The organism is Amycolatopsis bullii (genome assembly GCF_014654205.1).
Taxonomy (GTDB): Bacteria; Actinomycetota; Actinomycetes; order Mycobacteriales; family Pseudonocardiaceae; genus Amycolatopsis; species Amycolatopsis plumensis.
In genome coordinates this window covers 69,944-82,607 of sequence record NZ_BNAW01000018.1, presented here as the reverse complement: position 1 = coordinate 82,607, position 12,664 = coordinate 69,944, and the positions used below count along the sequence as shown (strand labels likewise).

The 12,664-nt window shown below is 72.0% G+C and carries 16 protein-coding genes; 9 read left to right on the top strand and 7 right to left on the bottom strand.

Annotated elements, in window-relative coordinates:
* Window positions 1–2 precede the first annotated feature (2 nt).
* A complete protein-coding gene (locus tag IE317_RS21320; RefSeq protein WP_191312697.1) occupies window positions 3–251 on the bottom strand; it encodes a hypothetical protein in 249 nt (82 codons plus the stop codon).
* Between the two features lie 127 nt (window positions 252–378).
* On the opposite strand from IE317_RS21320, the gene IE317_RS21315 reads away from it, so the two are divergent.
* From IE317_RS21315 to IE317_RS21285, 7 genes are all read left to right on the top strand, one after another.
* Window positions 379–540, top strand: coding sequence for a DUF4177 domain-containing protein (locus tag IE317_RS21315; protein WP_003068074.1), 162 nt, complete (start codon window positions 379–381; stop codon window positions 538–540).
* Between the two features lie 3 nt (window positions 541–543).
* Window positions 544–999, top strand: coding sequence for a RidA family protein (locus IE317_RS21310; RefSeq protein ID WP_103340129.1), 456 nt, complete (start codon window positions 544–546; stop codon window positions 997–999).
* Window positions 999–1,625, top strand: a complete 627-nt coding sequence (locus tag IE317_RS21305) for a hypothetical protein (RefSeq protein ID WP_191312695.1) — start codon at window positions 999–1,001, stop codon at window positions 1,623–1,625. Before IE317_RS21310 ends, IE317_RS21305 begins: the two co-directional genes overlap by 1 nt.
* Before the next feature lie 36 nt (window positions 1,626–1,661).
* Window positions 1,662–2,786, top strand: coding sequence for a hypothetical protein (locus IE317_RS21300; protein ID WP_191312693.1), 1,125 nt, complete (start codon window positions 1,662–1,664; stop codon window positions 2,784–2,786).
* A 106-nt stretch (window positions 2,787–2,892) separates the two neighbouring features.
* Window positions 2,893–3,711, top strand: coding sequence for an NUDIX hydrolase (locus IE317_RS21295; protein WP_191312691.1), 819 nt, complete (start codon window positions 2,893–2,895; stop codon window positions 3,709–3,711).
* Window positions 3,708–4,478, top strand: a complete 771-nt coding sequence (locus IE317_RS21290; protein WP_191312689.1) for an MBL fold metallo-hydrolase — start codon at window positions 3,708–3,710, stop codon at window positions 4,476–4,478. Before IE317_RS21295 ends, IE317_RS21290 begins: the two co-directional genes overlap by 4 nt.
* A complete protein-coding gene (locus IE317_RS21285; RefSeq protein ID WP_191312688.1) occupies window positions 4,475–4,729 on the top strand; it encodes a glutaredoxin domain-containing protein in 255 nt (84 codons plus the stop codon). Before IE317_RS21290 ends, IE317_RS21285 begins: the two co-directional genes overlap by 4 nt.
* Here the strand turns inward: IE317_RS21285 and IE317_RS21280 are convergent.
* Together IE317_RS21280 and IE317_RS21275 are read right to left on the bottom strand one after the other, a co-directional pair.
* Window positions 4,707–5,873 carry a carboxylesterase family protein gene (locus IE317_RS21280; RefSeq protein ID WP_191312686.1) on the bottom strand — a complete coding sequence of 389 codons (1,167 nt, stop codon included), beginning with the start codon at window positions 5,871–5,873 and terminating at the stop codon, window positions 4,707–4,709. The genes IE317_RS21285 and IE317_RS21280 overlap by 23 nt on opposite strands.
* Window positions 5,870–6,691 (bottom strand): VOC family protein, encoded by an 822-nt coding sequence (locus IE317_RS21275; protein ID WP_191312684.1) that lies wholly within the window; start codon window positions 6,689–6,691, stop codon window positions 5,870–5,872. The genes IE317_RS21280 and IE317_RS21275 overlap by 4 nt, the downstream gene beginning before the upstream one ends.
* 65 nt (window positions 6,692–6,756) lie before the next feature.
* Between IE317_RS21275 and IE317_RS21270 the strand changes: the two genes are divergently transcribed.
* Together IE317_RS21270 and IE317_RS21265 are read left to right on the top strand one after the other, a co-directional pair.
* Complete coding sequence (locus IE317_RS21270) at window positions 6,757–7,740, top strand: Lrp/AsnC family transcriptional regulator (protein ID WP_229902826.1); 984 nt, start codon at window positions 6,757–6,759, stop codon at window positions 7,738–7,740.
* Between the two features lie 31 nt (window positions 7,741–7,771).
* A complete protein-coding gene (locus IE317_RS21265) occupies window positions 7,772–8,689 on the top strand; it encodes a hypothetical protein (protein ID WP_191312682.1) in 918 nt (305 codons plus the stop codon).
* A 1-nt stretch (window position 8,690) separates the two neighbouring features.
* On the opposite strand, the gene IE317_RS21260 is transcribed toward IE317_RS21265, so the two are convergent.
* The 4 genes from IE317_RS21260 to IE317_RS21245 form a co-directional block, all read right to left on the bottom strand.
* Window positions 8,691–9,752: a DNA polymerase III subunit beta gene (locus IE317_RS21260; protein ID WP_191312681.1), complete on the bottom strand. Its 1,062-nt coding sequence runs from the start codon at window positions 9,750–9,752 to the stop codon at window positions 8,691–8,693.
* 40 nt (window positions 9,753–9,792) lie between these two features.
* Window positions 9,793–11,046 carry an MFS transporter gene (locus tag IE317_RS21255; protein ID WP_191312679.1) on the bottom strand — a complete coding sequence of 418 codons (1,254 nt, stop codon included), beginning with the start codon at window positions 11,044–11,046 and terminating at the stop codon, window positions 9,793–9,795.
* Between the two features lie 432 nt (window positions 11,047–11,478).
* On the bottom strand, window positions 11,479–12,153 hold the full coding sequence (locus IE317_RS21250; RefSeq protein ID WP_003081747.1) for a Crp/Fnr family transcriptional regulator: 675 nt from the start codon (window positions 12,151–12,153) through the stop codon (window positions 11,479–11,481).
* Window positions 12,154–12,302: 149 nt separating this feature from the next.
* Window positions 12,303–12,554, bottom strand: coding sequence for a hypothetical protein (locus IE317_RS21245; RefSeq protein WP_003081722.1), 252 nt, complete (start codon window positions 12,552–12,554; stop codon window positions 12,303–12,305).
* Window positions 12,555–12,664: the final 110 nt, after the last annotated feature.

Here is a 12,664-nt window from a genome sequence, read left to right as displayed (position 1 = left end):
GCTCAACCGGCCAGCAGCATGACGCTGACCGCAGCCGCCACGACAGCGACGAACGCCCAGCTCACGGTCCCGGGCAGCACGGTCAGGGTGAGCACGCCCACCACGACCAGGAAGGTGAAGGTGACGACCCCGCCGAGCGCGACGTTGCCGGAGCTCTGCGTCCGGTCACGCACCTTCGCCATCACGACGAGCACCAGCGGCAGCCCGGCCGCCGCGAGCAGCGCCGTCGCGATCACCCGCCACGTTTCCACGCGCCCACGCTAGCGACGCCCGGCCAGACCGTGCCGGGCGTGAGATGGGACACACCTCGGCGCGTCGCGGCCCGTTTTCCGGCGGCCGTCCCCGCCGCTCTTGCCCGCTTGGCTACGCTCCCGGTTCATGAGCGCCACCAAGTGGGAGTACGCCACCGTCCCTCTGCTGATCCACGCCACGAAGCAGATCCTCGACCAGTGGGGCGAGGACGGCTGGGAGCTGGTCACCGTGCTGCCGAACCCGAGCGGCGAGCAGCACGTCGCCTACCTGAAGCGTCCGAAGGGCTGACCGGTGACCTGGAGCGAACGGCTGAAGGAGCTCGGCATCGAGCTCCCCGGCGTCGCGGCCCCGCTGGCCGCGTACGTGCCCGCCGTCCAGAGCGGCAAGCACGTCTACACCTCCGGCCAGCTGCCCTTCGTCGACGGCGTGCTCGCCGCGACCGGCAAGGTCGGCGCGGAGATCAGCCCCGAAGAGGCGAAGGGGCACGCCCGCACCTCCGCGCTCAACGCGCTCGCGGCCGTGCACGCCCTGGTCGGCATTGACAACGTCGCGCGGATCGTCAAGGTTGTCGGCTTCGTGGCTTCCGCGGAGGGCTTCACCGGCCAGCCGGCGGTCGTCAACGGCGCGTCCGAACTGCTCGGCGAGGTCTTCGGCGACGCGGGCATCCACGCCCGCTCGGCCGTCGGCGTCGCGGAGCTGCCCATCGGCTCGCCGGTGGAGGTCGAACTGATCGTGGAGGTGCAGTGATGGACCCGGACATCGAGCAGTCCACCCACGAGCTGCTGATCCGGCTGGCCGGGCGGCTGCCCGACCAGCTGCTGTGGCGGTTCCGCGACTGGCTCGGCGAGGGCGCCATGGGCACCCTCGCCCGGACCCTGCCGAGGTCTTTGCTTAAGCACAGGATCGACCTCGACCAAACGGAGTACCGGCTGCTCGTGGCCGGTCTCATCCCGCACGGCGCCGACTGGCACCAGGTCAGTTCGACGCTGGGGGTAGACGACGTCTCCGAGAACCGGTACACATTCACGTCGAGTGCGCCCGAATGGGTTAACTCGGTCGACTCCGTGTCCGTGTTGATCCACGCAACGTTGCGAGGGCGCCCGGACGTGGGGGAAGTGCGGCAGAGCTGGCGACACGTCGGTGTGGTCGGGCAGGGCACCGCCAAGCGCGTCCTGCTGATCACCGCGCAGGCGGGGCTGCCGAGGTTGACCGGCGAACTGCAGCGGGTGCTGCGGGTCCTGGGCGACGAAGAGCCCAGCGTCGAGGTCATCCCGCCGCGCTTCGACCTGCCGGGGTACCACCGGGCCGCGCTGGCCGACTCAGAGCTGGTCTGCGTGGGCGCCGTGGCGGGGTCCCGGCTCGTAGCCGCATAACGCTCGCCCGCCAGCGAGCTGGGAGGGAGCAAGGCAATGGTGGAGGTCCACGACGGCCCGCCCATGGACGGGTTCTCGGTGCCCCTGCGCCTGCACAACCTGTTGCTGGCCCTGGCGGGCCGGATCGACGACAGCGCGCTCACCGAAGCGCGTGAGCTGATCGCCCGGGCCCACATCGACGAGGCGGTCGAGCTGACCACCGGCACGCTCATCGCGGGCCGGATCCCGGTCAGCTCCGCCGAGCAGCGCGAACTGGCGCTGGTCCTCGAGATGAGCCGCTCGGACGCGACGCTGGCGAACGATCTGCTGGTCGACGAGACCGAGCCGGTCAACACGCACCGGTTCAGCGGCGACAACGCCCCGGAGTTCGGCATCGCCGAGGCGCTCGACCGGACCCTGCAGGTGCTGCCGGACGTCCGCTCGGTGCACGCGGTGTGGCGCAACACCCCGGCCGGCAGCGTGCCGGGCGCGCTGCCGCAGCGCGTGGTGCTCGTCGAGCTGGGGCCGGAGGGCAACCCGCCGGCCGTCGCGTTCCGCGTCGACACGGCGCTGCGCCGGGCCGGGATCCACTCGGTCGTCGAGGTCAGCGGTCCGGGTGTCGCGCACTCCGAGTACCACCAGGCCGCGTCGGCCGCGGCGTCGCCGGCCTGGGTGACCGGGAGCACGACGTCGAGCTCGTCGTCGTACCGGTCGGAGCCCGCGAAGCCGCCGGCCCCGGTGACGCCGGAGCCGGTCGCGGAGTCGGGCAGCCGGCACAGCATGCGGTCGAGCAGCACCACGACGGCGCCGCCCGAGCCGGTCGCCCCGGTGGTGCCGATCGTCTCGCCGCCCGCCGCCGAGCCGCCCCGCAAGGCGCGGTCGGAGACGCGGGCGGAGCGCACCGCCGACCTGACCCCGGCCGAGGTGGCGCAGCTGCGGCAGGCGCTGGCCGAGGACCCGGAGAAGGGCCGCGAGATCGCCGCGGGCAAGCCGTCGATGCACGAGGTCGTCGAGCTGCCCGCGCTGGACCTGGACGACCCGAGCCTGAGCGAGCGCGACCGGGCGCTGCTGCGCGAGCTGCACGCCGAGCTGGCCGAGCGCGAGCGGGCCGAGGCGGCGAAGATGCGGCTCAACGGCGCGTCCCGCTCCGGTGGCGACCAGCGCGGCTGGACCGCCCCCTAGGTTCACGGTCAAAAGGGGCACTTTCACGTGAAAGTGCCCCTTTTGCTGTGTCCGGGATGCCACAACTGCGCGACGGGGCGTCGGGTACCGGAGGTATGTTGCCCGGGTGGAGCAGCCAAAGGAGTTCGTCTTCGACATCCCGGTCGGCGCGGGGGTGGCCACCCGCGCGAACGCCGACGGTCCGCCGGCGACGCCGAAGGACGCGGCCACCGTCATCCTGGTCCAGGACGGCGCCGACGGCGTCGAGGTCTTCCTCCAGCACCGGGTCAAGGGCATGCCGTTCGCGGGCGGGATGACCGTCTTCCCCGGCGGCGGGGTCGACCGGCGTGACGCCGACACGTCGGTGGCCTGGGCCGGTCCGGACCCGTCGTGGTGGGCTTCGCGGTTCGGCTGCGACGAAGCCCTCGCGCGGGCGCTGACCTGCGCGGCCGTGCGCGAGACGTTCGAGGAGTCCGGCGTGCTGCTCGCGGGCGGCGCGGACGAGGTGCTCACCGACGTCACGCCGTACGCGGCGGCCCGCCAGGCCCTGGAGACGCGGGAGGTCTCGCTGGCCGGGTTCCTCGCCGGCGCGGGCCTGACGCTGCGGGCCGACCTGCTGCGCCCGTGGGCGCACTGGATCACGCCGGAGCAGGAGCCGCGTCGCTACGACACCCGCTTCTACGTGGCGAAGCTGCCCGAAGGCCAGGAAGCCGACGGGGCGACGTCGGAGGCGTCGAGCTCCGGCTGGCAGCGTCCCGAAGACGCCATCGCCGACGCGCGCGAGGGCCGCCGGATGCTGATGCCGCCGACGTGGCTGACGCTGAGCGAGCTGGCGGAGTTCGCCACCGCCGACGACGTGCTGGCCGCGCCGCGCGAGATCGTCCGGATCGCGCCGACGCTGGTGCGGGAGAACGGCCACGTCCGAGTCGTCCTGGAGCCGCGATGAGCGCCCCCGCTTACGGCGTGCTGCGCCAGGTCTCCGAGACGGCGTCGGTGCTGCTGGAGAACAACCCGTCGTCCATGACCCTCGAAGGCACCAACAGCTGGGTGCTGCGGGCGACGCCGTCCAGCCCGGCGGTGGTCGTCGACCCGGGCTACCGTGACCTCGAGCACCTCGAGCTGCTGGCCGCGGTCGGTCCGGTCGAGCTGGTCCTGCTCACGCACCACCACCCCGACCACGCGGAAGGCGCGCCGTGGTTCGCCGAGCGCGTCGGCGCGCCGGTGCGGGCGTTCGACCCCGCGCTGTGCCTCGACGCTTCGTCCTTTGTGGACGGCGAGGTGATCGCGGCGGGCGGCCTTTCGCTCCGGGTGCTGCACACGCCGGGCCACACCGACGACTCGGTGTCCCTGGTGCTCGACGGCCAGGTGCTGACCGGCGACACGATCCTCGGCCGCGGCACGACGGTGCTGCACGACCTCGGCGACTACCTGCGGTCGCTGCGCAAGCTGATCGAGCTGCCGGCCGGCACGGTCGGGCTGCCCGGGCACGGTCCGGAGCTCCCCGACCTGCCCGCGACCGCCCGCGAGTACCTTGCCCACCGGGAACAGCGGCTCGACCAGGTGCGTTCGGCTCTGAAGACGCTCGGGGCGGACGCCACCCCGCGCCAGGTCGTCGAGGTCGTGTACGCCGACGTCGACCGGGCGCTGTGGGCGCCCGCCGAGTGGAGCGTGCAGGCGCAGCTGGACTACTTGCGGTCGGAGGAGAACGGATGAGCAACGTCGAGGTCGAGTTCTACTGGCGTCCGGGCTGCGGCTTCTGCGCCGCGCTCGAGAGGCCGTTGTCGAAGAGCGGCTTCAACGTCCGCGCGATCAACATCTGGGAGGACCCGGCGGCGGCCGCACGAGTCCGCGAGGTCGCGAACGGCAACGAGACGGTCCCAACGGTGATCGTGGGCTCGAAGGCGATGGTGAACCCGTCGTTCGCCGAGGTCGAAGCGGCGGTCAAGGCAGCCTCGGCGGGCTGAGGTCGGCGGGCCGCACTCCGTGGAGGAAGGCGGCCCACACCTCGCGCAGCCCGGTCTCGTGCTCGAGGCCCTTCGGGGCACCTTCGAGCATCGGCGCGTCCCAGACGTCGTGGGTGCCGAACAGGAACGGGATGTCGATGCAGTGGCAGGCGCCGAACCGGTTGCCCGGCGCCTGCCAGTCGAAGCGGTAGGTGAACGCGCCCAGTTTGCCGGCCAGCCGGTCGCTGGTGAAGAAGCTGTTCGCCTCGTCGATCACCTCCTGCGGCGCGTCGGGGACGAAGGCGCGGAGTTCTTCGCGGGTCCAGCTGATCAGCGCGGGCCCTTCCGGAGCGGCCTCGATGAGGTCCGCGGCGACGAGATCGCCGTCGGCCACCAGCTGGAACGGCGGCTCGATCGAGCCCGGCCTGCCGGGGACCGCGAGCTGCGCGGCGATCAGCCTGCCGACCGGAACGGTGCGGATGTCCTCACCGGTCAACGCTTCGGCGAGCCGCGCGGCGGCCCCGGCGGCTTCGTCCGGTGTGGACGGTCGCATGCCCAGTGGCGCACTCTGCAGCGCGATGCGCTTGACGAGGCCGTGCGCCCGCGGCGCCGACCACAGGGCGAGCGTCGACTGCGCCCCCGCCGACTGCCCGCCGAGGGTCACTTCGGCCGGGTTCCCGCCGAAGGCGGCGATGTTGTCCCGGACCCATTCGAGCGCGGCGAGCTGGTCGGCGATGCCGAGGTTCGGCGGGATCCCCTCGGCGCTCAGGAAGCCGAGCACCCCCAGGCGGTAGTTGAGCGTCACGACGACGGCGTCGGCGTCACGGGCCAGGCGCGAGCCGGTGTACCAGACCTGACCGCCCGAGCCGCTGGTGAACCCGCCACCGTGGATCCACACCAGGACGGGCCGCTGCCCGGTGGTCGAGGGCGTGAAGACGTTGAGGCTGAGGCAGTCCTCGCTCTGCGGCAGCGGCATCGGCCCGAGCGCGTGTTCCAGGCGCGACGGCGGCTGCGGTGCGGCGGAGCCGGCTTCCAGCGCGTCTTTGACGCCGGTCCACGGCTTCGGCGGCTTCGGCGTTTCGAAGCGTTTCGCGGTGGCGTAGGGGATCCCTTTGAACGCCCCGTGCGCACCGCGGACCCGGCCGGTGGTGGTTTCGACGATCATCGCGCCTCCTCGAAGGACACCGCGGCGCCGTAGGCGTGTTCGGCCCCGACGAAGAATCCGCCGCGGTGGGTGGTGGTGGGAACGTACTGCTCGATCAGCTTCCGCGCGTGCGCCGGATCGCCGACGGCGACGCCGTGCGCCGCGAAGTACGGTGGTTCTTTCCGGGGTTCCCCTGGCAGGACCGTGTCGAGGTCGCTCACCGCGGCGATGTCGACGAGTGGCCGGCCGCCGGTGATCACGGCGTAGCGCTCCCGGTAGGCGGCGACTTCGTCGTCGGGCACGACCAGCAGCACCCGGGTGACGGCGCTGGCGCCGTTCGCGTGGCCGAGGTAGCGCGGCTGGTGGACGTAGTCCGGGGTGAGGTGCTCAGCGGTGTGCAGGATGCCCTCGGGTGTGCGGTCGCGTCTGATGTGGACACTGCGGAAGCGGGCGGTGGCGGTGCCTTCGGGCAGCTCGACCTCACGGTGCAGCCGGAGCACGCCGGAGTCGGAAAGGCCCGCTGCGCGCAGCCGGCGTTCGGCTTCCTCCGAGTCGTCGACGCCGAAGGAGCAGCCGTGCAGGCCGTCGCCACGGGCGTCGAGGATCGGCAGCACGCGCCACGGATCGCCGGCTTCTTCGTCAACGATCCCGATCAGTTCGAGGAACGAGCCGCCGAAATAGGCGCAGCGGTTCGCGGTGCAGCTCGGCACCAGCTCGCCGCCGTCGGTGCGGGATGCGAAGTGCCGCGACGGCGGGCTGAGCGTGAAGCCGAGTTCTTCGTAGCGCCGCCAAGTCGCTTCGTAGCGACGGGTCAAGAAAATCGTGTGGTCGACGTTCATGGCGTCAGCTTGGTGCGCCTGACCCGGGTGCTCCATCCACGCGGAAATCCTGCCCGGAATCCGACATGTCTTACGCTGATCTGGTGGAATCCGGCCTGCTCGACGACCTCGATCGCCGCTTGGCACACGCGCTCCAGCTCGACGGCCGGGCGTCGTTCAGCACCATCGCGTCGGTGCTGGGCGTCTCGGACCAGACGGTCGCCCGCCGCTACCGGAAGCTGAGGTCGGCCGGGGTGCTCCGGGTGGTCGGCGTCCCGGAGGCGGCCGCGCTCGGGCAGGTCCACTGGCTGGCGCGCGTGCGCTGCGTCCCGGACGCCGCGGCGGCGATCGCGACGGCGCTGGCCCGGCGGGACGACACGCAGTGGGTGAGCCTGATGTCCGCGGGCACGGAGATCGTGTGCTTCGTCCGGGCGCCGCTGCGCGAGCAGCCGGACGGCCTGCTCCTGGGGCAGCTGCCCCGCACGCCCCGGGTGGTCTCGGTGACGGCGTACCGGCTGCTGCGCCGTTTCGCCGGCGGCCCGGCGGGATGGCCAGGGCGGGCGGGCGTGCTGTCGGCTGCTCAGGTGGCTCAGCTGCGCCGGGTGGTTGCGGAGGCGCCGTACCGGCCGGAGCCGGGCGACCCGGCCTTGCTGGCGGCCCTGGCCCACGACGGTCGAGCCGACATGTCGACACTGGCGGCCGCATCGGGGCGTTCGGAGTCGACGGTCCGCCGTCGCTTGGAGGTCCTCCGCTCGTCGGGGGTGCTGTATTTCGACGTGGAGGTGGACGCGGCGCTCCTGGGCTACCCGTTGACGGCGACGTTGTGGCTGACGGTCGCACCCTCGGCTTTGGAGTCGGCAGGCCGCGCGCTGGCGTCACACCCGCAGGTGGCTTTCGCGGCGGCCACAACGGGCCCGGCGAACCTGGTGGCGAACGTGGGCTGCCGCGACGACGCGGCGCTGTATGCGTACTTGGCCGACGAGCTGGGCGGTTTGCCGGGCGTGCAGCAGGTGGAGACGGCGCCGATGATCCGGACCTTGAAGCGGTTCGGCACGGTGGAGCCGGTGTAGCACTCGCAGGGAAGTGCGCGACTCACTGCGCATGGACGACGTGATCGGCTTCGTGCTCAACGGTGAGCGGCACTCATTGAGCCGCGCCCAAGTGCTGAGCGCGGCCGCCCGGGGTGGGCCGGAGCCGATCCGGGAGCACTGGGTTTCCGTGGGGGACCAGGCCTGGCCGCCGAAGCAGTTGCTCGAGCGCGCGCTCGGGGTGGCGCGGACCGAGTTCATCTCGCACTTCGCCATCCGCCAGTTCCGGCGGCTCGGCTTCTCGACCAGCCCGCTGCCCCACGAACCCACTGGCCGGCGGGGCGTGACCGACCTCGGGCAAGCCTTCACCGACATGGTCGCGTTCCTGACCACCGAGGATCTGACCGCTCGGGTCGGCTGGCTGGAAAAGGAGCTGACGGGTGCCGGCCTCGCGGACCTCGCCGATCGCGAGGGCGGCATGACTGACGAACTGCTCGAGGCGGCGCTCTTGGTCCGGCAGCACGCCGGCCGGATCAACGACCTCATCCACGCCTCGATGATCATCCGCGCTTTGCCGAAGATCCTCGAACCAGGTGAGCGGATCGCCCGCCGCCCCTCGCTGGCTTCCGGGAACGACCCGGACCGGAAGTTCGACCTGCAGACCGACCGCCGGGTGGCGGAGTTCAAAGGCGCAGGCTGGAAGGGGCACGACACGATGCGCAAACGCATGCTCGTGGCCGACCTGGTGGGGCTCGTCCTCGGGCGGGGTGAGCTCCGGGCCGAGCTCTACGTCCTCGGCCAGTTGCCCGTCGAGTTCCTCCGAACCAGCAACTCGCCGGTGGAGTGGATGCTCGGCCGCTCGTCGCCGAATCTCCGGCGGGCCTACGAACAGCACTTCGGGAGCGCCGCGATGACGGTCAGCCAGTTCACCGCGGGCCCGGCCGCGGATGTGGCCCTCATCGACCTGGCCGAACTGCTCGGAATCGCCTGAACTACCTCGGCAGCATCGGCATCAGGTAGTACGTCAGCTCCACTTCCCCGGCCTCCGCGGCCCGCAGAATGCACGCCCGCATCCCCGGCTGGATCGACAGCACCACCCGCTCGCTCCCGAACGCCGCCAGTGCGTCGAGCAGGTACCGGGCCTGGAACGATGGTGACGTCCGGCCGCCGCTGACCTCCGCCTTCAGGACTTCCTCCGCCTCGCCCGTGTCCTGCCTCGCGCTCGCCAGCCGGACCTGGGTGTCGCCCACCTCCAGCGTCAGCACCCGCCTGTCCTCCGCGTACACCCCCACGCGACGGACCGCCGCGGCCAGGGCGTCCGCCGGCAGCGTCACCGTCGTGTCCACCGCCCCCGAGGGGATCGAATTCTCCGACAGGAAGCCCGCGTCGAGCACCGCCGTTGCGACCAGGCCTTCCGGCCAGCTCACCCCGAACCTCCCCGGGCCGACGTGCAGGCCCACCCGGCCCCGGGCCTGCCGGGCCGCCTCCGACAGGAGGGCCGCCGGGACCAGGACGTCCAGCGCACCCGGCGACAGCAGGGGCACCCGGGCCACCGCCATCCGGTAGCGGTCGGACGCCGTCAACGTCAGCCGCTCGCCCGAGGACTGCAGCCGGACGCCGGTGAACAGCGGGAGCGGGTCGTCCTTCGCCGCCGTGCCCGCGACGATCCGCAGCGCCGCGGCGAACGCTGCTCCGTCCACTGAGGACACCTGCGCGGGCGGCTCCGGAACATCATCGGAAACCGGCAGCAGGGGCAGCGCGAACCGGGCGTTGTCCAGCCGCAACGCCAGGCGCGTGCCCTCGACCACCAGCCGCACCAGCTCCGCGTCGAGCACCTTCAGCGTCTCCACCAGCGGGGCGGCCGGGACCACGGCTGCGCCGTCGGTGTGGGTGGTCGCCGGGCAGCCGAACCGGACGGCCAGGTCCGGAGCGGCGCCGGCGACCGTCAGCCCCGCCGCGGCCGCCTCCAGCCGCAGGCCGGCGCGGGCCGGCAGCAAGCGTGCTGCGGCGGAGACGGCCGCCGAGAGGCGGTGGGCAGGCGCGGTGACGTCCATGCCCGCAAGCTAGCGGCCGGCACCGACAAAAACCGCCGGGCTACGCGTTGACCAGCGCAGACACCGGTTCCGAGGCAGTCGAACGGACCGTTCCGCGCAGCAGCCAGACCACGAACGCGAGCACCAGCCCGGCGACGCTCGCCGCCAGGAAGGCCACGCCCGGGCCGGCGTGCTCGACGACGTACCCGCTGATCGACTGGCCGGCCGCCAGCCCCAGCGTCACCGCCGTGAGCACCCACCCGAACGCCTCCGCCGCGGTCCCGGACGGCGCGACCACCTCGATCGTCGTCGAGTGGGCCGTCGACTGCGGCGTGATCAACGCGCCCGCCAGCAGCATCATCAGCGCCAGGCCCCACAGCGAGGACGGCCAAGCGAGCAGCGCGACCAGCGCACCGAACCCGCCGAGCAGCACCGGCAGCCGCAGGCCCAGCTGCCGGGGCCACGGCCGCAGGCTGTAGGCGACGCCGAACGCCACCGAGCTCAGCGACCACGCCGACAGCAGCAGGCCACCCACGGACGCGTGGCCCGCCTCGGTGGCCGCCGCCGGCACGGCGACCTCGACGAACCCGATCACCACGCCGAAGCCCAGCGCGGCGACGGCCAGCGTGCGCATGCCCGGGCTCGCCAGCGCGCCCAGCAGCGACCCGTGCGACTCCGCAGAGGGGCCCCACGCCCGCACGGCCGGGCTCAGTGCGAACAGCACCGCGCCGGTGAACTGCAGCGCGACCCCGAGCACCAGGCCGGTGCCCGCCCACGGCGCCATGACCAGCAGCCCGGCCACGCCGGGGCCGAGGATGAAGAAGACCTCCATGCTGATCGCCTCGTACGAGAAGGCGGCGTTGCGCGGACCGCCCGGCGGGAGCAGCCGCCCCCACAGCGCCCGCGACGCCGACCCGACCATCGGCTCGGTCAGCCCGGTGAGCGCACCCAGCGCCACCAGCACGGCGGTCGCGGCGTGCGTCTCGATGGCCCCGACCAGCGTGCTCATCGACAGCGCCAGCAGGAGCGAGACGGTGAGCAGCGGCCGCGTCGGCCCGAACCGGTCGATCAGCCTGCCCTGCACCACCGCACCCACCGACACCCCGACGAGTGAACCGGCCGAGACGAGCCCGGCGACGGCGAAGGAACCCGTCTCGCGCTGGACGTAGAGCAGCGCCGAGATGCCGATCATGGCGATCGGCAGGCGGGCGAGCACGGATGCGACGGCAGGCCGCCGGGCCGCCCTGGTCGTCAGCGCGGTGCGGTAGTCGGCGAGGGACGTGCGGCTTTCGTGGTTCGAGACAGACTGGGACACGCGTACGAGTATGCCGCAGACTGGTACGTCAGTACCAGTTATTTACCGGTCGCCTTCGTCACCGCCGGACGCGCAGTGGATCTTGGAACCCGGGCATCGGGTCTCAATCCGGTAACGTCGGCGATATTCTCCGTGGACTCCTGCAACGAAACGGCCCAGACGGCGTCCTTGAGAGTGAATGGCCTTGAATTCGTGGGTATGGGCCGTGATGGTTGAACGACAGCACAGAAAAACCCAGCTCCCTCCGGCACACGGGTCGGGGCCTGGCCCGGAGGGCGGGGAGCGCGGATCGTCGGGGGATGGTCCGCGCATACAACGAAGAGCCGGTGCGCCACGTCGGGGGTGGCGCCCGGCTCTTTGTTGTATGCGCAGTCGTTGCTGTCAACGCAGAAGGCCCCTCGGCGAACCGAGGGGCCTTCGACGTGAGAAGGCTCAGCGAGCGCGCCGGGCGAGCCGCTCCGGGTCCAGGATCAGCACGCTCTTGCCCTCGAGCCGCAGCCAGCCGCGGTGGGCGAAGTCGGCGAGCGCCTTGTTGACGGTCTCGCGCGAGGCGCCGACGTACTGGGCGATCTCTTCCTGCGTCAGGTCGTGGGTGACCCGCAGCAGGCCCGCCTCCTGGCTGCCGAACCGCTGCGCGAGCTGCAGCAGCGCCCGCGCCACGCGGCCCGGCACGTCGGTGAAGATCAGCTCGGCGACCATGTTGTTCGTCCGGCGCAGGCGGCGCGCGACCACGCGCAGCAGCTGCTCGGCGATCTCCGGGCGGGTCGAGATCCACTGGCGCAGGGCCGGGCGGTCCATGGTGACCGCGCGGACCTCGGTGACCGTGGTCGCGCTCGACGTCCGGGGACCGGGGTCGAAGATGGACAGCTCGCCGAACATGTCCGACGGGCCGAAGATGCCCAGCAGGTTCTCGCGGCCGTCCGGGGACTTGCGGCCGATCTTCACCTTGCCGGACTGGATGATGTAGAGCTTGTCGCCGGGTTCACCCTCGTTGAAGATGACATGGCCGCGGGGGAACTCCACGGATTCCAAGGTCTGGGCCAGCGCCTCCGCCGCTGCCGGCTCCACACCCTGGAAAATGCCCGCACGGGCCAGGGTTTCGTCCACCTCGGGTGCCTCCTCGTCGAGAAACGATCACGCTCCCCCTTGGCTGGAAGAGCGTGACGCCGATCACTTGCGCGTCAGTCTAGGGCGTACTCCCGAGATCGCCCGCCGGACTCGCACGTGGCGGGAACGATCTCGTTCGAACGTGGAGCCTAACTCCGCACGCGACGCGCGCGTAGCCTGGCTGCCCGTCCGCCCAGCCTACGCAGCCGGAACAGCTCCAGCGCACGGCCGATGCCGTGCCCGTAGAGCGCCCTGACCTCGTTGGGCTGCGCCTGCTCGAGGAACTCTTCGACCTCGTTCTCCTGCACCGCGACGTGCTTCAGCCTGCTCTCGACGCGCTCCATCCCGAGCGCGAAGAACATGATCACCAGGGGGACCAGGATGACGAACCAGACAGTCATGACCGGACCCCGAAACACTCGATGGAAAGCATCTACTCCAGATCCTCGCTCATGGCGGCCGGAAAACGCGCCGAGGTGGTGCTCTGGCGTGTCGGTCGTCCACCGGTGCA

Bases quoted from the DNA above. Each gene is read 5' to 3' on its own strand.
- IE317_RS21315 (WP_003068074.1), top strand. From the start codon at position 379: ATGAGCGCCACCAAGTGGGAGTACGCCACCGTCCCTCTGCTGATCCAC.
- IE317_RS21305 (WP_191312695.1), top strand. From the start codon at position 999: ATGGACCCGGACATCGAGCAGTCCACCCACGAGCTGCTGATCCGGCTG.
- IE317_RS21300 (WP_191312693.1), top strand. From the start codon at position 1,662: ATGGTGGAGGTCCACGACGGCCCGCCCATGGACGGGTTCTCGGTGCCC.
- IE317_RS21290 (WP_191312689.1), top strand. From the start codon at position 3,708: ATGAGCGCCCCCGCTTACGGCGTGCTGCGCCAGGTCTCCGAGACGGCG.
- IE317_RS21285 (WP_191312688.1), top strand. From the start codon at position 4,475: ATGAGCAACGTCGAGGTCGAGTTCTACTGGCGTCCGGGCTGCGGCTTC.
- IE317_RS21280 (WP_191312686.1), bottom strand. From the start codon at position 5,873: ATGATCGTCGAAACCACCACCGGCCGGGTCCGCGGTGCGCACGGGGCG.
- IE317_RS21275 (WP_191312684.1), bottom strand. From the start codon at position 6,691: ATGAACGTCGACCACACGATTTTCTTGACCCGTCGCTACGAAGCGACT.
- IE317_RS21270 (WP_229902826.1), top strand. From the start codon at position 6,757: ATGTCTTACGCTGATCTGGTGGAATCCGGCCTGCTCGACGACCTCGAT.
- IE317_RS21265 (WP_191312682.1), top strand. From the start codon at position 7,772: ATGGACGACGTGATCGGCTTCGTGCTCAACGGTGAGCGGCACTCATTG.
- IE317_RS21260 (WP_191312681.1), bottom strand. From the start codon at position 9,752: ATGGACGTCACCGCGCCTGCCCACCGCCTCTCGGCGGCCGTCTCCGCC.
- IE317_RS21245 (WP_003081722.1), bottom strand. From the start codon at position 12,554: ATGACTGTCTGGTTCGTCATCCTGGTCCCCCTGGTGATCATGTTCTTC.